This is a genomic window from Leminorella richardii (assembly GCF_900478135.1).
GTDB classification, from domain to species: Bacteria; Pseudomonadota; Gammaproteobacteria; order Enterobacterales; family Enterobacteriaceae; genus Leminorella; species Leminorella richardii.
In genome coordinates, this window is the sequence record NZ_LS483470.1 from 1,978,961 (window position 1) to 2,001,919 (window position 22,959).

25 protein-coding genes are annotated in these 22,959 nt (G+C 49.5%); 12 read left to right on the plus strand and 13 right to left on the minus strand.

Annotated elements, in window-relative coordinates:
* The first annotated feature begins 243 nt into the window (after nucleotides 1-243).
* Nucleotides 244-1,512 (plus strand): O-acetylhomoserine aminocarboxypropyltransferase/cysteine synthase family protein, encoded by a 1,269-nt coding sequence (locus DQM29_RS09060; protein WP_111740384.1) that lies wholly within the window; start codon nucleotides 244-246, stop codon nucleotides 1,510-1,512.
* Between the two features lie 48 nt (nucleotides 1,513-1,560).
* Here the strand turns inward: DQM29_RS09060 and DQM29_RS09065 are convergent, their stop codons facing one another.
* From DQM29_RS09065 to pspA, 6 genes are all read right to left on the minus strand, one after another.
* Nucleotides 1,561-2,622, minus strand: coding sequence for a YcjF family protein (locus DQM29_RS09065; RefSeq protein WP_111740385.1), 1,062 nt, complete (start codon nucleotides 2,620-2,622; stop codon nucleotides 1,561-1,563).
* The gene (locus tag DQM29_RS09070) at nucleotides 2,619-4,016 is read right to left on the minus strand and encodes a YcjX family GTP-binding protein (RefSeq protein WP_111740386.1); all 1,398 of its coding nucleotides are present in this window, start codon (nucleotides 4,014-4,016) and stop codon (nucleotides 2,619-2,621) included. Before DQM29_RS09070 ends, DQM29_RS09065 begins: the two co-directional genes overlap by 4 nt.
* Entirely contained in the window at nucleotides 3,997-4,227 is a 231-nt protein-coding gene (locus tag DQM29_RS09075; RefSeq protein WP_111740387.1) for a phage shock protein D, read from the minus strand. Before DQM29_RS09075 ends, DQM29_RS09070 begins: the two co-directional genes overlap by 20 nt.
* 80 nt (nucleotides 4,228-4,307) lie before the next feature.
* The gene (gene pspC, locus DQM29_RS09080; RefSeq protein WP_111740388.1) at nucleotides 4,308-4,652 is read right to left on the minus strand and encodes an envelope stress response membrane protein PspC; all 345 of its coding nucleotides are present in this window, start codon (nucleotides 4,650-4,652) and stop codon (nucleotides 4,308-4,310) included.
* Nucleotides 4,652-4,885 carry an envelope stress response membrane protein PspB gene (gene pspB, locus DQM29_RS09085; RefSeq protein ID WP_111740389.1) on the minus strand — a complete coding sequence of 78 codons (234 nt, stop codon included), beginning with the start codon at nucleotides 4,883-4,885 and terminating at the stop codon, nucleotides 4,652-4,654. Before pspB ends, pspC begins: the two co-directional genes overlap by 1 nt.
* Nucleotides 4,886-4,958: 73 nt before the next feature.
* A complete protein-coding gene (gene pspA, locus DQM29_RS09090) occupies nucleotides 4,959-5,630 on the minus strand; it encodes a phage shock protein PspA (protein WP_111740390.1) in 672 nt (223 codons plus the stop codon).
* Between the two features lie 192 nt (nucleotides 5,631-5,822).
* Here pspA and pspF point away from each other — a divergent pair, with 192 nt between their 5' ends.
* The 7 genes from pspF (at nucleotide 5,823) to fabI (ending at nucleotide 13,215) form a co-directional block, all read left to right on the plus strand.
* Nucleotides 5,823-6,836, plus strand: coding sequence for a phage shock protein operon transcriptional activator (pspF, locus tag DQM29_RS09095; RefSeq protein ID WP_111740391.1), 1,014 nt, complete (start codon nucleotides 5,823-5,825; stop codon nucleotides 6,834-6,836).
* 102 nt (nucleotides 6,837-6,938) lie between these two features.
* Nucleotides 6,939-8,594 (plus strand): ABC transporter substrate-binding protein SapA, encoded by a 1,656-nt coding sequence (gene sapA / locus DQM29_RS09100; protein WP_111740392.1) that lies wholly within the window; start codon nucleotides 6,939-6,941, stop codon nucleotides 8,592-8,594.
* Nucleotides 8,591-9,556: a putrescine export ABC transporter permease SapB gene (gene sapB / locus DQM29_RS09105; RefSeq protein WP_111740393.1), complete on the plus strand. Its 966-nt coding sequence runs from the start codon at nucleotides 8,591-8,593 to the stop codon at nucleotides 9,554-9,556. The genes sapA and sapB overlap by 4 nt, the downstream gene beginning before the upstream one ends.
* Nucleotides 9,543-10,433, plus strand: a complete 891-nt coding sequence (gene sapC / locus DQM29_RS09110) for a putrescine export ABC transporter permease SapC (RefSeq protein ID WP_111740394.1) — start codon at nucleotides 9,543-9,545, stop codon at nucleotides 10,431-10,433. Before sapB ends, sapC begins: the two co-directional genes overlap by 14 nt.
* Nucleotides 10,433-11,428, plus strand: coding sequence for a putrescine export ABC transporter ATP-binding protein SapD (gene sapD, locus DQM29_RS09115; RefSeq protein ID WP_111740395.1), 996 nt, complete (start codon nucleotides 10,433-10,435; stop codon nucleotides 11,426-11,428). Before sapC ends, sapD begins: the two co-directional genes overlap by 1 nt.
* Nucleotides 11,425-12,240, plus strand: a complete 816-nt coding sequence (gene sapF / locus DQM29_RS09120) for a putrescine export ABC transporter ATP-binding protein SapF (RefSeq protein ID WP_111740396.1) — start codon at nucleotides 11,425-11,427, stop codon at nucleotides 12,238-12,240. Before sapD ends, sapF begins: the two co-directional genes overlap by 4 nt.
* Before the next feature lie 186 nt (nucleotides 12,241-12,426).
* Nucleotides 12,427-13,215 carry an enoyl-ACP reductase FabI gene (fabI, locus tag DQM29_RS09125; RefSeq protein ID WP_111740397.1) on the plus strand — a complete coding sequence of 263 codons (789 nt, stop codon included), beginning with the start codon at nucleotides 12,427-12,429 and terminating at the stop codon, nucleotides 13,213-13,215.
* A gap of 53 nt (nucleotides 13,216-13,268) precedes the next feature.
* On the opposite strand, the gene ppnP is transcribed toward fabI, so the two are convergent.
* Entirely contained in the window at nucleotides 13,269-13,553 is a 285-nt protein-coding gene (ppnP, locus tag DQM29_RS09130) for a pyrimidine/purine nucleoside phosphorylase (RefSeq protein WP_111742052.1), read from the minus strand.
* A gap of 242 nt (nucleotides 13,554-13,795) precedes the next feature.
* Here ppnP and DQM29_RS09135 point away from each other — a divergent pair, with 242 nt between their 5' ends.
* A complete protein-coding gene (locus tag DQM29_RS09135) occupies nucleotides 13,796-15,739 on the plus strand; it encodes an exoribonuclease II (RefSeq protein WP_111740398.1) in 1,944 nt (647 codons plus the stop codon).
* A 116-nt stretch (nucleotides 15,740-15,855) separates the two neighbouring features.
* On the opposite strand, the gene cspE (DQM29_RS09140) is transcribed toward DQM29_RS09135, so the two are convergent.
* Nucleotides 15,856-16,065 (minus strand): transcription antiterminator/RNA stability regulator CspE, encoded by a 210-nt coding sequence (gene cspE / locus DQM29_RS09140; RefSeq protein WP_111740399.1) that lies wholly within the window; start codon nucleotides 16,063-16,065, stop codon nucleotides 15,856-15,858.
* Nucleotides 16,066-16,481: 416 nt separating this feature from the next.
* On the opposite strand from cspE (DQM29_RS09140), the gene DQM29_RS09145 reads away from it, so the two are divergent.
* Entirely contained in the window at nucleotides 16,482-16,985 is a 504-nt protein-coding gene (locus DQM29_RS09145) for a YgjP-like metallopeptidase domain-containing protein (RefSeq protein WP_111740400.1), read from the plus strand.
* Nucleotides 16,986-17,012: 27 nt separating this feature from the next.
* Here DQM29_RS09145 and DQM29_RS09150 read toward each other — a convergent pair whose 3' ends face one another.
* Nucleotides 17,013-17,189 (minus strand): YoaH family protein, encoded by a 177-nt coding sequence (locus DQM29_RS09150; protein ID WP_111740401.1) that lies wholly within the window; start codon nucleotides 17,187-17,189, stop codon nucleotides 17,013-17,015.
* Nucleotides 17,190-17,345: 156 nt separating this feature from the next.
* Between DQM29_RS09150 and DQM29_RS09155 the strand changes: the two genes are divergently transcribed.
* Together DQM29_RS09155 and DQM29_RS09160 are read left to right on the plus strand one after the other, a co-directional pair.
* Nucleotides 17,346-17,918 (plus strand): CoA pyrophosphatase, encoded by a 573-nt coding sequence (locus DQM29_RS09155; RefSeq protein WP_111740402.1) that lies wholly within the window; start codon nucleotides 17,346-17,348, stop codon nucleotides 17,916-17,918.
* 238 nt (nucleotides 17,919-18,156) lie between these two features.
* A complete protein-coding gene (locus tag DQM29_RS09160) occupies nucleotides 18,157-19,524 on the plus strand; it encodes an L-serine ammonia-lyase (protein WP_111740403.1) in 1,368 nt (455 codons plus the stop codon).
* A 67-nt stretch (nucleotides 19,525-19,591) separates the two neighbouring features.
* Here the strand turns inward: DQM29_RS09160 and rlmA are convergent, their stop codons facing one another.
* The 4 genes from rlmA to lpxL all read right to left on the minus strand — a co-directional run bounded on the left by rlmA (nucleotide 19,592) and on the right by lpxL (nucleotide 22,332).
* Nucleotides 19,592-20,410: a 23S rRNA (guanine(745)-N(1))-methyltransferase gene (rlmA, locus tag DQM29_RS09165; protein ID WP_111740404.1), complete on the minus strand. Its 819-nt coding sequence runs from the start codon at nucleotides 20,408-20,410 to the stop codon at nucleotides 19,592-19,594.
* A 137-nt stretch (nucleotides 20,411-20,547) separates the two neighbouring features.
* Nucleotides 20,548-20,754 (minus strand): cold-shock protein, encoded by a 207-nt coding sequence (locus DQM29_RS09170; RefSeq protein ID WP_111740405.1) that lies wholly within the window; start codon nucleotides 20,752-20,754, stop codon nucleotides 20,548-20,550.
* A gap of 167 nt (nucleotides 20,755-20,921) precedes the next feature.
* Nucleotides 20,922-21,131 (minus strand): transcription antiterminator/RNA stability regulator CspE, encoded by a 210-nt coding sequence (gene cspE, locus DQM29_RS09175; RefSeq protein WP_111740406.1) that lies wholly within the window; start codon nucleotides 21,129-21,131, stop codon nucleotides 20,922-20,924.
* 283 nt (nucleotides 21,132-21,414) lie between these two features.
* Nucleotides 21,415-22,332: an LpxL/LpxP family Kdo(2)-lipid IV(A) lauroyl/palmitoleoyl acyltransferase gene (gene lpxL, locus DQM29_RS09180; protein WP_269472298.1), complete on the minus strand. Its 918-nt coding sequence runs from the start codon at nucleotides 22,330-22,332 to the stop codon at nucleotides 21,415-21,417.
* Nucleotides 22,333-22,959 lie beyond the last annotated feature (627 nt).

Below are 22,959 nucleotides of genomic sequence, written 5' to 3' on the forward strand. Positions count from 1 at the left end.
AAAAGCCTTCTACTGTGGACGCTGTAATCGGATGAAGCGCTATCATACTCGCAGAAGGCGGCCAAATGAAGATAAGTGTCACAAAAAGTTGACAGACCTAACATCCTACAGCTCGCTGGACAAAATTACAGCTCTTCTCGCTTATTGATTTCACGGCCAGAGTAAAACGAATTTTTAGTTCCCTTTCGATGAAAACAGTGATTAATTAACGTTTCCATAATAAATAACTCATTGAGACACAGCATGAAAGACGCAACGCTTGCCCTACATCACGGATTCCAATGCGATCCTGTCACCAAGTCTGTCGCCGTTCCGGTTTATCAAACCGTGGCTTACGAGTTTGATAACGCTCAGCACGGCGCTGACCTATTTAATCTGGCGGTTCCGGGCAATATCTATACCCGCATAATGAACCCCACTAACGACATTCTGGAAAAGCGCCTAGCGGCCCTTGAAGGCGGTATCGCCGGGCTGGTGGTTTCCGCCGGCAGTGCGGCAATTACTTACGCTATTCAGACGCTGGCTTCTGCGGGGGACAACATTGTCAGTACACCACAGCTTTACGGTGGCACTTATACCCTTTTTGCTCACATGCTGCCGGGTTTCGGCGTTAAAGTGAAATTTGCTCGCGACGACTCACCGCAGGCTATTGCTGAACTGATCGATGAAAATACCAAGGCCGTTTACTGTGAGAGTATCGGCAACCCGGCGGGTAATATTGTCGATATTGAAGGTCTCGCTAACGTTGCTCATGAGCACGGTGTACCGCTGATTGTCGACAACACAGTCGCCTCTCCAGTGCTCTGTAAGCCCATTCAATTCGGTGCTGATATCGTCGTTCATTCAATTACTAAATACGTTGGCGGGCACGGTAACTCCCTCGGCGGCGTGATTATCGATTCCGGAAAATTCCCATGGACAGAGCATAAGGACCGTTTCCCTATGTTTAGCACGCCAGAGGCCGCCTATCACGGTGTGGTTTACTGCGAATCTTTTGGCCCTGCAGCCTTTATTGCCCGAGCTCGCACTGTACCTCTGCGCAACTGCGGTGCCGCTCTCTCCCCGATGAACGCTTTCCTGCTGTTACAAGGACTAGAAACGCTGTCGCTACGAATGGAACGTCACGTTGAAAACGCGCGCCGCGTCGCCGAATACCTTCGCGATCACGACAAAGTTGCCTGGGTCAGCTACGCAGGTCTGCCGGATCACCCTCACTATGCGCTAGCGCAAAAGTATATGAACGGTACGCCGTCAGCAATCCTCTCCTTTGGGCTGAAAGGCGGATACGAGGCTGGAGTACGCTTTTACGATGCGCTGAAAATATTCAAGCGCCTAGTGAATATTGGTGACGCCAAATCGCTGGCCTGTCATCCGGCTTCAACAACTCACCGTCAGATGTCTGAAGAGGAACAGCGCCAGGCTGGTGTGAAGCCGGAAATGATCCGCCTTTCTATCGGTATTGAGGCAATTGAAGACATCATTGAGGATCTGAATCAAGCATTGAGCGCCTGAGGATAGTCTGAAACCAACAAGAAAAAGGCCGCGCTTGCGGCCTTTTTGCTATTTTTCCGTTCCCCCTACTTTCGACAGCTTGCTTTTAAGCTGGCCGATAAGCTGAGTTCGAAAATCCCCCAAACGGGGCTTATCCCCATCCAACCAGGGCAGTGGTCGGCACAGCTCCATAGCTTTAATGCCGAGGCGCGCGGTCAACAGCCCCGCCCCGATGCCCTGAGCGGCTCGGGTAGACAGTCGTGCCGTAATGTCCTGAGATAGCCAGTCCATACCTACTTCACGGATAAGCTCACTGGCGCCCGCAAAGGCAATATTCAACAAAACCAGCTTAAACAGGCGAATACGGCTAAAGTAGCCAAGCTCAATGCCGTAGATATTGGCAATACGGTTAATCAGGCGAATATTGCGCCAGGCGATAAACGCCATATCCACTAGCGCCAGCGGACTAACGGCAATCATCAGCGCCGATTCCGCCGCTGAGCTGCTGATCTCCCGACGCGCCTGCTGATCCAGTACCGGCTGTACTAGCCCAGCGTAGAGCGTTATCACTTCCCGATCGTTTTGCGTTTCATGCAGGGAAGCCTGCCAGCGACGCAGAGCCGGATGATTGTTATCCAGCCCCGCCTGTTTGGCTAAGGTTTCACAAAACGCCCGACCTTTGCCAAGTCCGTGACTTTGCAGCAGCTCCCGCGCCGTATCCCGTTCCTGTGCCCGCTCCCTTAAGCGATAGAGCCGTCGCCACTCAGTGGCCACAGAGCCCACGCCCGCAATGACAATAATCGCGCCTGCACCGTAAGCACCCAACGTAATCCATTCCTGCTGGGCAATAGCGTCGGAAATGCGATAAATCCCCTGAGCTACGGCACTAATCCCAAACAGCCCAAGCCCCAGAGTCACCAGCCTGCGCCACAGGCTCTTCTTGGGTCGGAGAGCATTCGCAACGAGCCCTTCCGCTTCACCTTCTATATCTTCAGCTTCAATCTCGGGGGAAGTGGGATAAAAGCGCTCCGCCAGTTCGTCATCAAACTGTTGATGATGGCGCAGTTCGGGCTCTTTTTCGTCAACCAAAGGCCTGTCGAATTCGATTCGCCCCTTTATGGGTTGGTTCATCTTAGTTTGTCTCCTAACAGGAACTCCATGACCGCATCCAAACGAATGTGTGGCAGTGGCGTATCAACGCTCATTGGTTTAGGTCGGAACGCATCAAAATGGAAGCCTTGCGTTTGCCAGAAAGAGGGATCCGGCAGCCGAGCTGGAACCTCTCCCGGATAAACGGTCAGAAGCTGTCCGTCGTCTAATCGATACCCTTTCAAAGCGGGAATTTGGCTTCCCTGATGCTCAATCATACCGCTGTCAGTTGCCTGTACCGAAGCCAGCCCCACGCAGTCCATAGAAATGCCTTCAAAAGCCGCGTTTTGCCAAGCTTCCTGAACCAACTGCTGAAGCAGAGAAACCAGATTAGCGTGCTGATCCGGCGTGATGTGATCCGCCTTGCTGGCGGCAAACATCAGTCGGTCAATGCAGGGAGAGAACAGCCGACGAAACAGCGAACGCTGCCCGTAGTGAAAACTCTGCATCAGTTGCGACATCGCCAGGCGCATGTCGTTAAAGGCCTGTGGCCCGCTGTTTAGCGGCTGCAGGCAGTCCACCAGCACGATCTGACGGTCGAAGTTCAGAAAGTGATCTTTATAGAACCCCTTCACAACGTGCTGGCAGTAGTACTCATAACGCGCTTTCAGCATGCCAAAATTGGTATGCTTATCGGCCTGTGCCAGCCGAGGCTCATTTCTCTCGTCAATTTCAGGCCAGGGAAAAAATTGCAACACCGGTGCGCCCGCCAGTTCTCCGGGCAAAACAAATCGTCCCGGCTGAATAAAGTGCAGCCCTTCCTGTTTGCACTTTTGCAAATAGACCGCGTAGGCCTCAGAAATTTCCGCCAGCAGGTTCTCATCGACAGGACCCAGCGGATCGCATTTGCGACACAGCGCCAGCCAGGGTTCTGCCCATTCGGCTCTCTCCCCTTGGCGAACGTCGTTCATTTGTCGGCTCCAGTCCAGATAGCTTTGCTCAAGCATCGGTAGGTCTAACAGCCATTCCCCCGGATAGTCAACAATCTCTAAATAGAGCGTCGAATGAGTAGTGAAATGGCGCATCAGGGAGTCATTGGAGCGAAAGCGCAGCGCCAGACGAATTTCACTTACGCCTCGAGTAGGTACAGGCCAGGTCGGGGGTGTACCGTAAAGGGACGCCAGCCCTTCATCGTAGGCAAAGCGAGAAATACCGAAGTCTCTTTGAGGAATACGCTTAACGCCGAGAAGCCGCTCTTCGCGTACAGCAGAAAACAGCGGCAGCCTGGCACCGTTGTTAACATTAAGAAGTTGATTGACAAACGCGGTAATAAACGCCGTTTTGCCACTTCGGCTAAGCCCTGTAACCGCTAGCCTTAGGTGGCGATCCAGCCCCCGGTTAACCAGCGATTGAATTTCATTCTTCAGTCGTTTCATTAGACGCCTTCTTCATACGGCGAGCTGCCAGCGACATGCCTTTTCTCAGCAAAGGCTCGCCGAACAGAACCAGCGCGGCTCTCGCTGGCCGCCACATTTTTCGTTTCAATAAGAATGATAACACGAACGCGGGCCCATAGGATTTCCCCAAAAAGAACAGGATCCCCGCCAGCGCCTGAACGACCGCCTGACGTTTAAAAGTATGCGTCATTATTTATCTTCCTGAAAAGAACCGTGCCGGTGTCGCACAGTGAGCTAACCGGCACAGAGTAATGAAGCGCCGCCGGAAAGCTACAGGCGACGGAAACGGCTTTCGACTTGAAACGTCTCAGAGGTCATATAGCGCTCAAGCTCACGCAGACGGCGCTCGCTGGCCTCCAATTCTAAGGTAGCCTGATGGATACGCTGCCTGACTGGAATACGACTGTGCAGCGAAGCCTCAGCTACCGGCGCGCTGTCTAAAAAGAACACCATCGTAAAGTACACTACGACAGTAATGAAGAAGAAGCCAAAAAACAGCGCTAGTACCGCTAAAATGCGGACAACGACAACCGGAATGCCCAGATAGCGGGCAATCCCCGCGCAAACGCCGCTAATCATGCCCTCTTCAGGAATACGATATAGCTTATTGTTCATTAACGCTGCCTCCAGTTTGGATGGTCTTCGTCTAAAATGGATTCCAACGCCGCAATGCGTTCTTTCATGCGCTGCGCCTGTTCACTCAGCGCCATGAGGCGTTGCATATCCTGCGAGTTAAGCTGTCCGCCGTTACTCTGCTTATTGCGATAGTGCAGCCAAAGCCAGATCGGGACAATAAACAGAATAAACAGCGTCAACGGTACGGCAAGTAAACCCATTAGCCAGCTCATTGAAAATCCTTACGTTTAGTTGAAACAGTGGTCGCTTATCCTCATTAAGATAAGCGACCCAATCACCCGACTATCAGGCTTGGTTATCTTTGTTCATTTTGGCTTTCAGAGCAGCCAGTTCATTGTCAATCGCCTCATTAACCTTCAGTTCAGTAAACTGCTGGTTCAGGCTCTTCTCTTTGCCAAAGCCTACGCTCTGCGCTTCTGCTTCCATATGGTCGATACGGCGCTCAAACTGCTCAAAGCGAGCCATAGCGGCGTCGACTTTACCGCTGTCTAACTGACGGCGAACGTCGCGAGATGATGCAGCTGCCTGATGGCGCAGAGTCATCGCCTGCTGACGAGCGCGGGTTTCACTGAGTTTAGCTTCAAGCTCAGTAATATCACTGCGCATACGCTCCAGCGTTTCATTAACCAGCGTCAGCTCTGACTCCAGTACGGCAACCAGATCGGCCACTTTTTGCTTTTCAATCAGGGCAGCGCGCGCCAGATCTTCTTTATCCTTACGCAGAGCCAGTTCCGCTTTTTCCTGCCACTCAGCCATTTGCGCAGTAGCCTGCTCAATGCGGCGAGTCAGCTGCTTCTTCTCAGCCAGCGCTCTGGCGGAGGTTGAGCGAATTTCTACTAGCGTGTCTTCCATTTCCTGAATCATCAGGCGAACCATTTTTTCTGGATCTTCCGCTTTCTCCAACAGGCTGCTGATGTTGGCGTTTACGATGTCTGCAAAGCGAGAAAAAATACCCATGATTGTGTTCCTCTCTGTTTACGGTCATTAATTTCAGTATTGGCACTATGCCTTCCCTATGGCTATATCAAGAAGCGTGCCAAGTTTTCATTTCTTCATAATACATTGATTTTTAATTAAATATATTTTCACTTGCTATTGAGGCATAAAAAATGGTTTGATGAAAAAAACCAACTAATGGCGAATTTAACCATGGAAAACGGTATTGATAACCTTATCGGCCAATCCAACAGCTTTATTGAAGTGTTGGAGCAGGCCTCACAGGTCGCTCCGCTCACTAAGCCCGTTCTTATCATCGGAGAGCGCGGTACCGGTAAGGAGCTTATTGCCCATCGCCTGCACTACCTGTCTAAACGGTGGCAAGGTCCTTTTATTTCCCTAAACTGCGCCGCGCTGAGCGATACCCTGCTGGATTCAGAACTGTTCGGCCACGAAGCTGGCGCCTTTACTGGCGCACAAAAGCGACATCTTGGACGATTTGAACGCGCCGATGGCGGAACCCTGTTTCTCGACGAACTGGCAAACGCGCCGATGCTGGTGCAGGAAAAGCTGCTGCGCGTGATCGAATACGGTCAGTTAGAGCGTGTTGGCGGCACCCAGCCGCTGCAAGTCGATGTGCGCTTAGTCTGCGCAACCAATGAAAACCTTCCAGAGCTGGCGCGGCAGGGTAAATTCCGCGCTGACCTGCTGGACAGACTGGCGTTTGATGTCGTCAACCTGCCTCCGTTGCGAGAGCGCCGTCCTGACATCATGCTGCTAGCCGAGCACTTCGCCATTCAGATGTGCCGTGAGCTTGAACGCCCCTTCTTTCCCGGCTTTACGCCTCAGGCAGTAGACATTCTGATGAACTACCGATGGCCGGGAAACGTGCGCGAACTGAAAAACGTCGTTGAGCGTTCCGTTTATCGCCATGGCGCAACTGACGAACCTTTGGACACTATTATTATCGATCCTTTTAATCAGTCAGTCATTCCGCTGGAATCTCAGCCGACTTTAGAGCACTCTTCGGCTGAATCGATGCTCCCTGACCTGCCCGTTGACTTAAAGCAGTGGCTATCGCAGCAAGAGCAGGCGCTGGTGGATCAGGCGCTAGTTAAAACCCAGTACAACCAGCGGCAGGCCGCCCGACTGTTGTCTCTCAGCTATGATCAGCTTCGCGGCATTTTACGTAAGCGAGAGCTTTCTAAAGAAGAGCCGTTGGATTAAAAGTCAGCCAGAAAGCGTGTGCCTTCCTGTTAAGGATTGGGATGGCGGCTATACTCTTGTATAATTATCCACTAACTTCCATAAACCAAGATCTTCTAAGATATGCGTGGGTTAAAATTAGGGGCACTGATTTGTGCCAGCACAGCACTGTTCGTTCAGGCTGCGCCAAATGACATATCTCCACAGGAAAAGGCGCCGACGGTCGATATTCGTCAAAGCGGCTTCGTTTACTGCGTCAACGGCGTTATCGACAGCTTTAACCCGCAGATCGCCAACGGCGGCGTCTTGGTGGATACTATTGCCGCGCAGCTCTATGACCGGCTGCTCGATGTCGATCCCTACACCTATCGCTTAACCCCTGAACTGGCCGATCGTTGGGAAACGCTAAATAACGGCTCAGTTTACCGTTTTCATCTTCGCAAAGACGTCGCTTTTCAAACCACCCCCTGGTTTACGCCGACTCGGAAAATGAATGCCGATGACGTGGTTTTCAGCTTTAATCGGATCTTTAACCCAGAATCGCCTTACCATGCCGTTAACGGCGGTCGCTACCCCTATTTTGACAGTATGCAGTTTTCAAATACGGTCAGCGAAATCCGAAAGATCGATCCCTATACGGTTGAAATCCGGCTTAACCAGCCCGACGCTTCCTTTTTATGGCATTTAGCAACCCACTATGCTCCTGTTCTCTCTGAGGAGTATTCCCGTAACCTGCTGAAAATTGGCAAGCAGGAGCGCATTGACCGGCTGCCTGTCGGCACTGGGCCGTTTCTCTTAAACGAATATCATCCCGGCCAGTTTGTACGTCTACAGCGCAACCAAAACTATTGGCGGGGCCTTCCCCTGATGCCACAGGTGGTGATTGACTTGGGCGCAGGCGGAACCGGGCGCCTGTCTAAATTGTTGACCGGTCAGTGCGACGTTCTGGCCTATCCGGCAGCCAGTCAGCTGTCTATTTTGCGTGACGATCCGCGCCTGAGAATCTCTTTGCGTACTGGCATGAACGTAGCCTATTTAGCCTTCAACACCAGTAAACCACCGCTGAATGACAAGCGCGTGCGCCACGCTATTGCGCTATCTATTAATAATCCCCGATTGATGCAGTCTATTTATTACGGCACGGCAGAAACCGCGTCATCCATTCTGCCGCGCACTTCCTGGGCCTATGACAGCGAATCGGAAATTACCGAGTACAACATCGAAAAGGCCAAACAGCTGTTAAAAGAGGCTGGCGTAGACGACTTGCGGCTTCATCTCTGGGTTTCTACCGCTTCTCAGGCCTATAACCCCAGCCCGCTGAAAACCGCGGAGCTACTGCAGGCGGATCTGGCGCGTATTAATATTAAAGTGACGATTGTGCCTGTCGAGGGGCGGTTTCAGGAAAATCTCCTGAGCGATGAAAACCACGATCTGACACTAGCAGGTTGGGCAACCGACAGTAATGACCCAGACAGCTTTTTCCGGCCGCTGCTCAGCTGTGCCGGTATCGATTCACAGACAAACTATGCTCGCTGGTGCCACCCTGAATTCGACAGACTGCTCAGTCAGGGCGTTATGGAACAAGATCTCTCCGCGCGCATGGCCATTTATCGTCAGGCACAGAAAACGCTAGCAGAAGAAATGCCGGTTCTACCGTTAGCCTCATCTCTGCGCATTCAGGCCTATCGTTACGATCTCAAGGGTCTAGTTCTCAGCCCTTTGGGCAACGTCTCTTTTGCTGGCGTGTACCGTGAACCCACGCATAAGGAGCAGAAATGATTATTTATCTGCTTCGTCGACTGCTGCTGTCGCTGATCACACTGATGATTCTGGTGGTCGTTGGGTTTAGCGTTTCTTACTATACCCCGCATGCTCCTCTGGCTAGTGAAGGAGTATTTACTGCCTTTATTCACTATGTGAGCGCCCTTTTACGAGGCGACTTTGGCGTTTCCGCCATTAACGGTCAGTCAATTGGTGAACAGCTAAAGTTTGTTTTCCCTGCCACCCTTGAACTGTGCGTACTGGCCTTTGCCATTTCGTTAGGCTTAGGTATCCCATTGGGCATTACGGCGACAGTGTTTAAACACAAGTGGCCGGACAACATCATCACCACAATCTCTCTGTTTGGGTTTTCCATTCCGACGTTTTGGCTGGCTTTACTGCTTACACTACTGTTTTCTTTGAACCTTGGGCTACTGCCCGCATCCGGGCGTTACGATCTTCTCTATCAAATACCGCCAGTGACTGGCGTAGCCTTAATTGACGCCTGGATATCCGATTCACCCTACCGAGAACAAACGATCGTCAGCGTGCTAACCCATCTGATTCTTCCAGTGATCACGCTCTCGGTAGCGCCGACGACAGAGGTTATTCGACTCATGCGGCAAAGCGTACTGCAGATTATTGGTCAAAACTACATTAAGGCCGCCGCAACGCGTGGGCTTTCGCGCGTTACGATTATTCGTCGCCATGTGCTTCACAACGCCCTGCCAATTATCTTACCCAAACTGAGCCTTCAGTTTTCCACCATGCTTGCTCTGGCGATCGTTACAGAATCCGTCTTTAGCTGGCCGGGGCTGGGACGATGGCTGATTATTGCAATCCGACAGCAGGACTTCGCTGTCATCTCTGCAGGCATCATTATTATGGGAACTTTGGCCATTGTCGTTAACCTGCTGGCAGACGTTTTTAGCGCCATGACAAACCCTTTGAAAAATAAGGAGTGGTATGCTTTCCGATAACGTATACCGCGAAAAAAAGATGCCCAGCGCACTGAGCTACGTTTGGCACCATATTCATCGCGACCTTCTGGCAACCCTTGGCCTGTACGGCATGCTGCTATCAGTTGCCCTGTGCCTGTTTGGCAATACCCTATCACCCTATCAGCTCGATCAGCAGTTTCTCGGCTATCAGCTATTGCCGCCGTCTTGGTCTCGCCACGGTGATGTATCTTTCTTCTTGGGTACTGACGATTTGGGTCGAGACGTACTTAGCCGCCTACTAAACGGTGCGGCTCCAACGGTGGGCTCGGCGATTCTGGTCACGCTTGCAGCAGCGCTAGTTGGTACATTCATGGGCGTTCTAGCTGGTGTGAGCCGCGGAATTCGCTCGGCATTCCTCAATCACATTTTTGATATTCTGCTGGCGATCCCTTCACTGCTGATCGCCATTGTAGTGGTGGCATTTTTTGGCCCACGGCTGGAACACGCCATGTTTGCCGTTTGGCTGGCGCTGCTGCCGCGCATTGTTCATACCATCTACCGTGCCGTGCACGACGAACTGGAAAAAGAGTACGTCATCGCCTCCCGTCTGGATGGTGCATCAACGGGCTATATCTTATGGAACGGCATGCTGCCGAACATTGCGCCAGTTTTAGTGACTGAATTTACCCGCGCGCTCTCCATGGCCATCATGGACATTGCCGCGCTGGGATTCCTAGGCCTTGGCGCTCAACTGCCATCAACTGAATGGGGAACGATGCTGGGTGATTCACTTGAGTTGGTTTACGTCGCTCCTTGGTGCGTTATGCTTCCCGGCGTTGCGATTATGACAAGCGTGTTGCTGGTTAACCTGCTCGGTGAAGGGATCTACCGCGCAATCACAACGGGTGATGAATAATGCCGCTTCTCGATATCCGCAACCTAACCATTGAGATTGTGACACCGGAAGGCCCGGTAAAGGCCGTTGACCGCGTCAGTCTAACTCTGACTGAAGGAGAAATTCGCGGCCTCGTAGGCGAGTCTGGATCGGGGAAAAGCCTTATCGCCAAGGCCATTTGCGGCCTTAGCAAAGACAGCTGGCACATTACCGCCGATCGTTTTCGCCTTAACGACATTGATCTGTTGAAGCTATCCCCTCGCCAGCGTAGAAAGCTTGTAGGTCACAACGTATCAATGATCTTCCAAGAGCCGCAGTCCTGTCTCGATCCAATGGAAAAAGTCGGCAGACAAATCATTCAAGCCATTCCCGGCTGGACCTACCGAGGAAAATGGTGGCAGCGCTTTAACTGGCGAAAACACCGTGCCATTGAGCTGCTTCATCGTGTGGGTATCAAAGACCATAAGGACATCATGAACAGCTATCCTTATGAAATTACCGAAGGCGAATGCCAGAAAGTCATGATCGCCATTGCGCTAGCCAATCAGCCCCGACTCCTGATTGCCGATGAGCCGACCAACGCGATGGAGTCCACTACGCAGGCGCAGATTTTCCGCCTGCTGGCAGCCATGAACCAAAACAGCAATACCACTATTTTGCTTATCAGCCACGACTTACAGATGATGAGCAAGTGGGCAACTCGCATTAACGTAATGTACTGTGGTCAAACGGTAGAAAGCGCCCCCTGTGAAGAGCTGCTGACGGCGCCTCACCACCCCTATACTCAGGCGCTGATCCGCGCCATGCCGGACTTTGAGCGCGCTTTGCCTCATAAAAGCCGACTGAATACGCTTCCCGGCGTAATCCCGTCGCTGGAGCATCTTCCTATTGGCTGCCGCCTTGGCCCACGCTGCCCCTATGCGCAGAAAAAGTGCATTGAAACGCCGCGCCTTCGCGACGTCAAAGGTCACAAGTTTGCCTGCCACTTCCCCCTTAACTATGAGGAACCGTCCTGATGGATACGCTGCTTGAAGTTCGCAACCTGTCCAAAACGTTCCGCTACCGAACCGGGCTTTTTCGTCCTCACGAACTGGAGGCGGTAAAACCCATCAGCTTTACGCTGAAAGAAAGGCAAACACTGGCCATCATTGGTGAAAACGGCTCAGGTAAGTCAACGCTGGCGAAAATGATTTCTGGCATGATAAAGCCCACGTCTGGCGACATCATGATTGGCGACCACAAGCTGGAGTTCGGCGATTATCGCTATCGCAGTCAGCACATTCGCATGATTTTTCAGGATCCCAATACCTCATTTAATCCACGTCAGCGGATTGGGCAGCTGTTGGACATCCCCCTACGTTTGAACACTGAGCTGGAAGCCTCCGAGCGGGAAAGACGTATTAACCTGACGCTGCGTCAGGTTGGTCTCCTGCCTGAACATGCCTATTACTATCCGCAAATGCTGGCCTCAGGGCAAAAGCAGCGAGTTGCTTTGGCTCGAGCCCTGATCCTTCAGCCTAAAATCATCGTTGCCGATGAGGCTCTGGCGTCGCTGGATATGTCACTGCGTTCACAGTTAATCAACTTAATGATGGAACTTCAGGAAAAACACGGTATATCCTACATCTACGTCAGCCAGCATCTTGGCATGGTGAAACACGTTAGCGATCAGCTAATGGTTATGCAGCACGGTGAAGTGGTTGAACGCGGCAATACAGCGGAGGTTATCGCCTCTCCGCTGCACGACATTACTCGAAGAATGATCAACAGCCACTTTACTGAAGCACTGACTGCTGACCACTGGCGTAAAGACGTCACTCATCTTTAACCGTTTGTGCGGTCTTTTACCCTCGCTGAACACGCCAAGCAAACGCTGTGGGTAAGCGACTGCACGGCGAGGCGTGACAAAGGCGCGCAATTTTTGCAACAGGCGTGATAGAATCGCATCGTTTTATTAACAGAGATCGTATCGGACACACTCCGTCGGTCTATATTGACTACAAGGATCATAGCTATGGGTTTTCTAACCGGTAAACGTATTCTGGTAACCGGCGTTGCCAGTAACCGTTCAATCGCCTTTGGTATTGCGCAGGCAATGAAACGTGAAGGCGCTGAGCTGGCTTTGACATATCAGAATGACAGGCTGAAATCACGCGTGGAAGAGTTTGCTGCTGAGCTAGGCGCAAGCCTCGTTCTACCCTGCGACGTTGCAGAAGACGACAGCATCACTGCCCTGTTTTCTGAATTAGCAAAATCCTGGCCAAAGTTTGACGGTTTTGTTCACTCTATCGGCTATGCACCGGGCGACCAGCTTGACGGTGACTATGTCAACGCCGTGACTCGTGAAGGTTTTAAAATCGCCCACGACATCAGCTCTTACAGCTTTGTCGCTATGGCAAAAGCCTGCCGTGAAATGCTGAACCCTGGCGCGGCACTGCTGACGCTGTCCTACCTTGGCGCTGAGCGCGCAATCCCTAACTACAACGTTATGGGGCTAGCCAAAGCCTCTCTGGAAGCCAACGTTCGCTATATGGCTAACGCTATGGGCCCAGAAGGCGTTCGCGTCAACGCGATTTCCGCAGGCCCTATCCGCACACTTGCTGCTTCCGGCATCAAGGATTTCAAAAAGATGCTGTCCCATTGCGAAGCCGTTACGCCAATTCGCCGTACAGTGACCATTGAAGACGTCGGCAACTCAGCCGCCTTCCTGTGCTCTGACCTTTCTGCCGGTATTAGCGGCGAAGTGGTACACGTTGACGGCGGCTTTAACATTGCCGCGATGAACGAGTTAGAATTGAAATAATTGACGATCGGTCATCGAAAAAGCGGGCTTGTTTAAGCCCGCTTTTTTTTGACTTACAGATAGCGGCAAAGATAGGCCGTCGACTCACAAACCTGAACGGTAAACTCACTCTTTCCAGGAACGAGGAACGAATCACCCACGCCAAACACAACCCATTCAGTCGCCCCCGGCAGCATCACGTTCAATGAACCTGCAATCACTGTCATTTCCTCTGGCTGTGCGGTGCTGAAGTTATATTCCCCTGCTTCCATCACGCCAACGCTGGAACGACCAAGGCTGCCGTTCTCAAAGCCAATGGATTTTACTTTTCCTGCAAAATACTCGTTTACGCTCAGCATATTTTTACGGTCCATTCTCAAGGCCTGCGCTTGTTCTTCCGCCGTCTAAACGGGGAAACGTGCAAACCGGGTTAATTATTAATAAAGCAGCCTTTACGTTCAGCCTCCGCTGAGACGCACTTCACTTGTAGCATATTTTGCACCGTAGCTCACTCATCAATTTATTCAATTAGCTTGCCCCCACGCGGCCTTTTGTGTAAAAAAGGCCATCATTAAATGCCCATTCACTTATCGCGAAAAATATGTTTCAAAATAACCCGCTGCTTGCCCAGCTTAAACAGCAACTCCACGCTACTGCGCCTCGTGTAGAAGGCACCGTTAAGGCTACGGAGAAAGGCTTTGGCTTTCTAGAGGTCGACAACCAGAAAAGCTACTTTATTCCCCCTCCGCAGATGAAAAAAGTCACCCACGGGGACCGTATTGTTGCCACGCTGCACACGCAAAATGGTAAAGAGCAAGCTGAGCCGGAATCGCTGATCGAACCCTTTCTGAGCCGTTTTGTCGCCCGGGTTCAGAAAAAAGGCGAGCGTCTTTTTGTACAGTCCGATCATCCGATGCTAAAAGAAGCGTTTCCCGCCAAAGTGAAGAGCAGCATTGAAACGCCGCTTAACGAAGGTGACTGGGTGGTGGCGGAAATGAATGGTCATCCCCTTAACGGCGAACGCGGGTTTAGCGCACTAATTACAGAATTTATTACCTTTGCAGACGATCACTATGCGCCATGGTGGGTGACACTATCACGACACCAGCTTGAGCGAGATGCACCTCAATGGACACCTGAAGAGATTCAGGACAACGGCATCGTTCGGCGCGATATCAGCCAGCTGCACTTTGTTACTATCGACGGTGAGTCTACTCAGGATATGGACGACGCCCTTTTCGTCGAGCGTTTAGACGGTGATTCACTCAAGCTGTTTATCGCCATTGCCGATCCGACTGCCTACCTTAGCGTTGGCAGCGAATTAGACAAAATTGCCCAAACGCGCGCGTTTACCCACTACCTGCCCGGGTTTAACATCCCCATGCTGCCAAGGGATCTGTCAGACAATCTCTGTTCTCTTCACCCCAATGAGCGCCGCCCAGCGTTAGTCTGTCAGGTATCCATTTTAGCCGACGGCAGCCTGGGTGAAGACATTGAGTTCTTTAGCGCCTGGGTAACTTCGAAGGACAAGCTGGATTACGATCGCGTTTCCGACTGGCTAGAAGAAAAAAGTGGTTGGCAGCCTCAGAGCGAAGCTTCTGCCGAACAGATCAAACTGCTTCATCAGGTCGCTCTCCGACGCATTGCGTGGCGTACGCAACACGCACTCGTATTTAAAGACCGCCCCGACTATCGCTTTATTCTGGGAGAAAACGGTGCCGTTTTAGACATTATCACTGAGCATCGCCGCATGGCTAACCGCATTGTTGAAGAGTCCATGATTACGGCAAACATTTGTGCAGCCCAAGTGCTAAAGCAGAAGTTAGGCTACGGCATTTTCAATACCCACGCAGGTTTTGATCCCGCACAGGTTGAACAGGCTGTAGAGGTTTTAAAAAATAACAATGTTGTCTTTGATAAAGACGAACTGTTAACGCTGGACGGTTTTTGTCGTCTACGGCGCATTCTTGACGAACGGCCAACCTCCTATCTAGACAGTCGAATCAGGAAGTACCAAACCTACGCAGAAGTGAGCACAGAGCCCGCACCTCACTTTGGTCTGGGATTAGATGCCTATGCAACCTGGACATCCCCAATCAGAAAATATGGCGATATCATTAACCATCGTTTGCTGAAGGCGCTTATTCACGGCCAACCTTCCAGCGCTCCTGATAGCAGCGTTATGCAGCCGCTTGTCGATCGCCGACGCGCTAACCGCCTGTCTGAACGCGATGTCAGCGACTGGCTATACGCGCGCTTTCTTCAGGATAAAGCGGGAAGCGGTGTTTGCTATCAGGCAGAGATTATCGATATTTCACGCGGCGGAATGCGCGTAAAACTGTTAGAAAACGGTGCCGTTGCCTTTATTCCTGCCCCCTTTATTCATTCTGTGCGCGATGAGCTGATCTGTAGTCCTGAAAATGGCACCATTCAGCTAAAAGGTGAGCCGCTTTATCAGCAGGGAGATACCATTAGCGTTACCATTGAAGAGGTTCGCATCGAAACACGCTCAGTCATCGCCCGTCCAGCGCCATCGTTAGCCTAACAGCATCTAGCAACAACATGTCGCCGCTCTTGCCTATTCACTTAGGCTCGAACGGTGATTAACAGACAATAAAAAACCCGCGTCAAGCGGGTTTTTGGCTGCTGCAGAATGATCTCTTACAGTGCAACAACGTCTGCGGCAGACGGGCCACGTGGGCTGTCTTGGATAGAGAATTCAACGTGCTGGCCTTCTGCCAGAGTTTTGAATCCTTCAGCTGCGATAGCAGAAAAGTGAACAAACACATCCTTGCTACCATCAGTCGGGGTGATGAATCCAAAACCTTTGCTTTCGTTGAACCACTTAACGTGACCAGTTTTCTTAGACATTACGGAAATTCCTATTGATATTTAACCTGCCAAAAAAGGCATAAGCGACCAATTTAGACCGACTGTAAGGATAAAAAACGCTCGGCACTCACTATCGCTATTCGTACTATTTGCTCTAGTGAAACCGAATATGATTACCTAAAGTGGCTCTCATTAATGGGTCAATTTCATTACCTCACATCTATTAATTTTAGGCAAGGTGTTTTCAACCACACAATTAAAAATTAGATCGAGAGCACAGAAATTATGCAGACTTTTTTCTCGAAACGGTTAAGCAAAGATTACTTCATTTCATCTCCTCTCATATCGCTTCATTGGTGAGTAAATAGCTTTGTGATAAGAAATAAGCTCACCGTGCGCGCCGGTTTTTCTCGTGGTAAAATAGCCCCGACTTCCGCAAAGCGATATATGAATTCATGAGTGAGTTACAATATTTAAACGGCTATCCCGAAGCGATTCAACAACAGGTTTACGCACTGATAAGAAGAGAAAAACTGGGCGCCCACTTGTTAAAACGTTACCCTGAGCCTCATGGTTACACGACAGATAAGTCGTTATATCAGTATGCGACTTTAATAAAAAATGAATATATGAGAAATTCGTTGCCTTTGAACAAAGTCTGCTATGACAATAAAATCCACGTAATTAAACATGCATTGGGGATGCACACTTCGATATCTCGCGTTCAGGGAAATAAATTAAAGGCAAAATCTGAGATTAGAATATCAAATATTTTTAAGCAGGCTTCTGAGTCCTTATTAAAGATGATCGTAGTTCATGAATTAGCACACTTAAAAGAAAAGTCACACAACAAAGACTTTTACCAATTATGCTGCCATATGGAACCTGAGTATCATCAGCTAGAATTTGATGCAAGACTCTATTTAACCTATCTGGACAAGTTCGGCCCCCTTTATTGAATTATCAGTAAAGGCGTTAGCCGTTCATCATTCCTCATCCCAGAAAGCGGCGCGCCCTTTGCCTGAGTGCTTCTCCCTAATTTCCTGAGCAACCCGAGCAATAGCCTCCCCACTTCCAACACCCTCAGACATAAGCTGCTGGATTTTCTCAACTGCCTTTTGCTGCTCTTCATGGCTTAACGCCGGAAAATCTGCTGAAAACATAACCGCCCTTTTTACTATGACATTCTTGTTACTATTACACTAAAAGCTCACCGCGCCGGTTTGCCCAGTAAGTCCGATAAAATCAATACGCACCTGACGTGAAGACGATTATACTCTCCTTTTTGCATTTACGGCGATCCTTCTGGCAATGAGACCATGAATAACGACATTCTCAACCTTTTTATACAGCGCTTTCAACTGCGTGCTCTTCCTGAGCCACTTTCCGGTCGGCAAACCCGACAGGCGGCGGTATTGATCCCGATTGTTCGAAAAGAAAATCCATCTATCTTACTGACGCGCCGCTCAAGCTCGCTTCGCCACCATCCCGGGCAGATCGCTTTCCCCGGTGGAGCCGCAGATATTAGCGATCTAAGCCTTAGTACAACAGCACTAAGAGAGGCCAATGAAGAGATCGGCCTTAATCCGAAAGACGTCAGCATTCTTGGTCAACTCTCCCCTCAGGACAGCATTAGCGGTTATCGCGTTACGCCGATTATTGGCCTTCTTCCCAGTGGGCTACAGTTTAAACAAAATAGTGATGAAGTTGATTCGCTCTTTGAAGTTCCACTCACTCATATTCTACGTCTGCAGAATTACCGAACGCTCAGCGTCTATCGACGTGGTAAAGAAAGTAATATTTACGCAGTTCCCTATGAAGAACACTTTATTTGGGGGCTTACTGCCTCGATTCTTCGACAGTTGGCTATTCAGACTGAGTTTCCCGCCTAAAATAGTCCATTTTCCAGCAGCGCACGTCATGTAAATGAGAAGAAAACGATTGCTTTAGTAATCGTCTATTTATATAGCCAATTCCACACCAAAAAGACTATAATTAGCGCATATTGTAAAACTAAATTTCAGCCATATCTTTATACTTAGGTCAATTACCTAATTTGATGATATGCATCATGCCACTTTTTATTTAACTTTATAGCTGGTTAAAGCTGGCTTTATTGAGGAATCCCGCGTGATTAGCGTTTTCGACATGTTCAAAATTGGTATTGGCCCTTCCAGTTCACATACGGTTGGCCCAATGAAAGCGGGCAAAGAGTTTGTCGACGACCTCTGTCAGAACGGTATGCTAGGCAACGTAAATCGGATCGTGGTTGACGTTTACGGCTCGCTCTCTTTGACCGGTAAAGGGCACCATACCGATATTGCCATCATTCTGGGACTGACGGGAAACCGCCCAGATACAGTAGACATTGACAGTATTCCTCATTTTATTCAGCGAGTGAATGAAACAGAGCGCCTATCGCTGGCAAACGGCCAGCACGAGGTCGACTTTCCTCGCGAAGGCGGTATGGTTTTTCACAGTGAAAACCTTCCCCGTCATGAAAACGGCATGAAAATTACGGCTTTTGCCGGTAGCCGTGCGGTGTATTCCAAAATTTATTACTCCATCGGCGGCGGCTTTATTGTCGATGATGAGCATTTTGGTCAAAAAGATAAAAGCGAAATCAGCGTCCCTTATCCCTTTACTTCAGCTGAAGCACTGCTGACGCACTGCAAAAACTATGGTCTCTCTATCTCTGGTCTGGTTATGCAAAACGAGCTCGCCATACACAGCGTGCAGGAGATTCAGGACTACTTTGCTGCCGTGTGGCAAACAATGCAGGCCTGTATTGAGCGCGGAATGAATACCGAAGGCGTTTTGCCCGGTCCACTACAGGTACCTCGCCGCGCCGCTCCCCTTCGTAGAATGCTGCTTTCGTCAGACAAGCTCTCCAACGACCCAATGAACATTGTAGACTGGGTCAATATGTTCGCTCTGGCCGTCAATGAAGAAAACGCCGCAGGAGGTCGCGTCGTTACAGCGCCAACAAACGGCGCCTGTGGAATAGTTCCAGCCGTACTGGCCTATTACGACCGTTTCATTCAGCAGGTTACCCCTGAAGCCTACACTCGCTACTTTATGGCGGCCGGCGCCATTGGCACGCTGTATAAAATGAATGCCTCTATTTCCGGTGCGGAAGTTGGCTGTCAGGGAGAAGTTGGCGTAGCTTGCTCAATGGCAGCTGCGGGTCTCACCGAGCTACTGGGAGGCAGTCCCCAACAGGTTTGCGATGCAGCAGAGATCGGCATGGAGCATAACCTCGGACTAACGTGCGATCCTGTCGCGGGCCAAGTTCAAGTTCCCTGTATTGAACGAAACGCTATTGCGTCAGTAAAAGCGATTAACGCTTCTCGCATGGCGCTTCGCCGCACCAGTGAACCAAGGGTATCGCTGGATAAGGTAATAGAGACCATGTATGAAACCGGCAAGGACATGAACTCGAAATATCGCGAGACGTCGCGCGGGGGTTTGGCGATTAAGGTCGTCTCCTGCGATTAATCAGGTAATAACTGAATCGACCGATACTGAAACGGCGCTAAAGCGCCGTTTTTCTTTTTAGGTTTTTTTAAGCTTTTCGATAAAGCCGAATGTAAAAATCAGCCTCACACTCAAAAACCACTTTGCTTTTCAAATCGGCTATCAGCGCTTCACTTGCGCGCCAGGCAAAGGGCGTCATCAGTAGAAGATCTGCCGCATCCACTCCTGTTAACGTCATGAAATAGTGTATTCGTTGCTGGCTGACAAAGTCGAACCCGTTAATCTCTTCTTGTACATCATCGTGCGGCTTCGCTTCGCGATATATCACCTCTTTGAGCTGAAAAAGATGACGCGGTGCGGGAACCGCCGTAACAATGATACCCTGCTCTTTAACGGTTCTTTGCAGTTCCTCATCGTTACAGGGAGCGTAAATACGCAGTACGCCGTCAATATCACCGTCAGTAAACGGCAGGCGATAGCTGGACGCCACAGAAAAATGTATTCCCCTATAGCGCTTTGCAGCGGCCCGTATTGCCTCTTTTGAGATATCTAATCCATAGACAGACATCTCTCGATGAGCGCTTAGCGCCTCTGCGATAAAGTGGGTGTAATACCCTTCGCCACAGCCAATATCCAACAAAGATATCGAGCCTTCTTTAGGTAACGCCTCGTCTAATTGCCTCATAGCTGCTTCGCGTAAAGGCTGATAGTGTCCGCTGTCTAAAAAACGCCGTCTGGCTTGCATCATCATTGCATTATCACCAGGCAGTTTAGACTTCTTATGCTGTACGGGCATCAGGTTGACATAGCCTTCTTTAGCGCAGTCAAACTGATGGCGATTCTCGCACAGCCATACTCTGCCGTTCAGCCGAAGGGGCAAACGACAAAGAGGACACTGATAGTGCATAGGGTTCCCTAATAAGCGAATAAAAATAAATGCGTGTCGTATAACAAACAAGAAGGAAGTATACCATTAACGCGGCGTCAGACCGATGATGCGTTAACGTATCTCTTCCTTCATTGTGCTACACGTCAATTGACGAATTAAAACGCAATAACGTCTGCAGCCGATGGGCCTCTTGAGCTTTGTTGCGTGGAAAATTCAACGTGCTGGCCTTCAAGGAGTAGCTTCGTTGTCGTTGCTATTGCATGTCGATCAACGTAAACGTCTGAAGAGCCGTCCAGGGGGGAAATTAAACCAAAACCATGGTCTTTATCAAACCACTTAACATATCCAGTTCTTAAAGTCATTGTGATACCTCTTACTTCAAAATTAGTTTCAAATAGTTGCGTTCCTTTTACAGTGAGTTCTAAAAACGTCTGTACATGGAGTCACAGGCAGTTATTAATGTCAAAAAGCGCTACATAAAAAAAACCCGCATCATGATGCGGGCTTCTCGTGATAACGAAGTGGCTAATTACAGCGCAACAACGTCACCAGCGGCTGGACCGCGTGGGCTATCCTGAATGGTATATTCCACTTTCTGGCCTTCAGCCAGAGTTTTGAAACCTTCACTCATGATTGCAGAAAAATGTACGAATACGTCTTTACCACCATCATCTTGCTCAATAAAACCAAAACCTTTGCTTTCATTGAACCATTTAACTTTGCCAGTTTTCTTGGACATCTTTAACTTACCTTTAATTTAGTTAACCTGCCATACATCATAGGGTATAGGCATTACGGCCAGATTCTCAGAGTTTACTTATGGAGGCACTAAGAAGATGTTCATCTAACAAGCGAAATCAAACGATAACGGCTTTTAAGAGGGAACTAGCTTTACTCTAATGTCGTACACATAAATAGGTCTGCAACACAGGCCGATTCACATTTACTCATAATGCCCACCATAACGCAAGCCTTTTCTTGTCTCTTTTAAAGAAAAGGAATGTTGCTACCATTTCAATAAATTAATACAGGGACACTTCGCCAGCCGGGCGCGTTTTAAAACGTCGATGCAGCCACATATACAGCTCCGGCGCTTTGAGTATCTCGTTCTCAACCACTTTGTTCATAAACGCTGCGGCTTCAGTTGTGTCATCCATTGGAAAGCCCTCTGGAGGCTCTGTCACTAAAACAGTATACCCACTGCCGTCAGCGTGTCGTTTTGGTGTAAAAGGCAGGATAGCCGGGTTCGCCCGCCGCATCAGAATGCTGGTCCCAACAGTCGTTGCTGCATGAGGAACGGCAAAGAAAGGTGCGAACACACTATTACGAGGGCCGTAGTCATGATCGGGGGCATACCACAATATTTCCCCTTTCTTTAAAACAGACACCATTCCCTTCACGTCGCGCCGATCGATAAACGCTTTATTGGAGCGACTGCGCCCACGAAACTGAACCCAGTCCATCAGCTTATTGTTATGCGGCCGATAAACGCCAATTCCTGGATTGTACATACCATAAATGCGACCACCCAGTTCCAGCGTCAAGAAATGGATCCCAACAAGAAGAACGCCTCGTCCGCCCTCCCGGATCCTTGACATAATCTCGAGATTATCGACCTTACACCACTTCTTGATTCGACGATCTGACCAAAACCAGGCCATACCGGTTTCAAACAGCCCCATCCCGAGAGACTCAAAGTTTTCAACCAGCATTTTCTCTTTTTCTTTTTCGCTTAGCGCCGGGAAGCAAAGCTCAATATTTCGCCGAGCGATATAGCGGCGCCGCGAAAGAAATCGCATAGACAGCCGACCAATGCGGGTACCAATAAAATAAATAACCGGATAAGGCAGCTGTACAAGAAGATAGAGTGTCGTTAATCCAAACCATATATGCCAATATTTGGGCATTAAGAATGAATAATGAAAACGAGGAGGCTTAATCACTGACATATATTTGCTCAACAAACACCACAACGGAAACAGACTGATAAACCATTGTTCAAAGAGCGATTAATGGGCCAGTAAACATCAGCGAATTAAAATGCCATTGATACAACGCTATTTGTCCCCATTATGACAGATAAAAAAAATAAAAGTTCTTTTATTCGCACTTAACGCCAATCGCACTCACCTGCATTTTCGGCGCCCATGCTTACTATAACCTATTAATATTCAATAAACTACAGTGGTCAAACCACTGGGACAGCATGCCGAATGACACAGCATTACAGAAAGATAATCCAGAGGCAGTGGTGAAGATTCACCCGCTGCTTTTCCAATCCGCAAAGAATGTTCGCTATTTGCTCTTAATTCAAAATAGTCTCAACAATTTATCTCTGATGTAATATGCAACGAAAATAACGCTTGCGCACTATTATCCTTCCCCTTCATCAACAATGATTTACTGAAGGTCGTTAACACATAGACTATCAGTAAAAGTGCCACTCTGTCCGTTTTATTCTGACGTCTTTTTGTACAGTATTCTGATAATAATCCTGATTAAACAGTATGCCTCCCGCTATTACCGCAAATCACACGACTCAACCAGTGAATGATACAAAAGGTAGC

Excerpts from the sequence above, each read along its gene's own strand:
- cspE (WP_111740406.1), bottom strand. The coding sequence starts at position 21,131 with ATGTCCAAGAAAACTGGCAAAGTTAAATGGTTCAATGAAAGCAAAGGT.
- DQM29_RS09170 (WP_111740405.1), bottom strand. The coding sequence starts at position 20,754 with ATGACTTTAAGAACTGGATATGTTAAGTGGTTTGATAAAGACCATGGT.
- pspA (WP_111740390.1), bottom strand. The coding sequence starts at position 5,630 with ATGGGTATTTTTTCTCGCTTTGCAGACATCGTAAACGCCAACATCAGC.
- DQM29_RS09150 (WP_111740401.1), bottom strand. The coding sequence starts at position 17,189 with ATGTTTTCAGCAGATTTTCCGGCGTTAAGCCATGAAGAGCAGCAAAAG.
- pspB (WP_111740389.1), bottom strand. The coding sequence starts at position 4,885 with ATGAGCTGGCTAATGGGTTTACTTGCCGTACCGTTGACGCTGTTTATT.
- ppnP (WP_111742052.1), bottom strand. The coding sequence starts at position 13,553 with ATGCTGAGCGTAAACGAGTATTTTGCAGGAAAAGTAAAATCCATTGGC.
- rlmA (WP_111740404.1), bottom strand. The coding sequence starts at position 20,410 with ATGCACTATCAGTGTCCTCTTTGTCGTTTGCCCCTTCGGCTGAACGGC.
- DQM29_RS09145 (WP_111740400.1), top strand. The coding sequence starts at position 16,482 with ATGAGTGAGTTACAATATTTAAACGGCTATCCCGAAGCGATTCAACAA.
- DQM29_RS09075 (WP_111740387.1), bottom strand. The coding sequence starts at position 4,227 with ATGACGCATACTTTTAAACGTCAGGCGGTCGTTCAGGCGCTGGCGGGG.
- DQM29_RS09070 (WP_111740386.1), bottom strand. The coding sequence starts at position 4,016 with ATGAAACGACTGAAGAATGAAATTCAATCGCTGGTTAACCGGGGGCTG.
- DQM29_RS09155 (WP_111740402.1), top strand. The coding sequence starts at position 17,346 with ATGAATAACGACATTCTCAACCTTTTTATACAGCGCTTTCAACTGCGT.
- sapB (WP_111740393.1), top strand. The coding sequence starts at position 8,591 with ATGATTATTTATCTGCTTCGTCGACTGCTGCTGTCGCTGATCACACTG.
- sapD (WP_111740395.1), top strand. The coding sequence starts at position 10,433 with ATGCCGCTTCTCGATATCCGCAACCTAACCATTGAGATTGTGACACCG.
- DQM29_RS09135 (WP_111740398.1), top strand. The coding sequence starts at position 13,796 with ATGTTTCAAAATAACCCGCTGCTTGCCCAGCTTAAACAGCAACTCCAC.
- DQM29_RS09065 (WP_111740385.1), bottom strand. The coding sequence starts at position 2,622 with ATGAACCAACCCATAAAGGGGCGAATCGAATTCGACAGGCCTTTGGTT.
- DQM29_RS09060 (WP_111740384.1), top strand. The coding sequence starts at position 244 with ATGAAAGACGCAACGCTTGCCCTACATCACGGATTCCAATGCGATCCT.
- pspC (WP_111740388.1), bottom strand. The coding sequence starts at position 4,652 with ATGAACAATAAGCTATATCGTATTCCTGAAGAGGGCATGATTAGCGGC.
- fabI (WP_111740397.1), top strand. The coding sequence starts at position 12,427 with ATGGGTTTTCTAACCGGTAAACGTATTCTGGTAACCGGCGTTGCCAGT.
- cspE (WP_111740399.1), bottom strand. The coding sequence starts at position 16,065 with ATGTCTAAGAAAACTGGTCACGTTAAGTGGTTCAACGAAAGCAAAGGT.
- pspF (WP_111740391.1), top strand. The coding sequence starts at position 5,823 with ATGGAAAACGGTATTGATAACCTTATCGGCCAATCCAACAGCTTTATT.
- sapC (WP_111740394.1), top strand. The coding sequence starts at position 9,543 with ATGCTTTCCGATAACGTATACCGCGAAAAAAAGATGCCCAGCGCACTG.
- sapA (WP_111740392.1), top strand. The coding sequence starts at position 6,939 with ATGCGTGGGTTAAAATTAGGGGCACTGATTTGTGCCAGCACAGCACTG.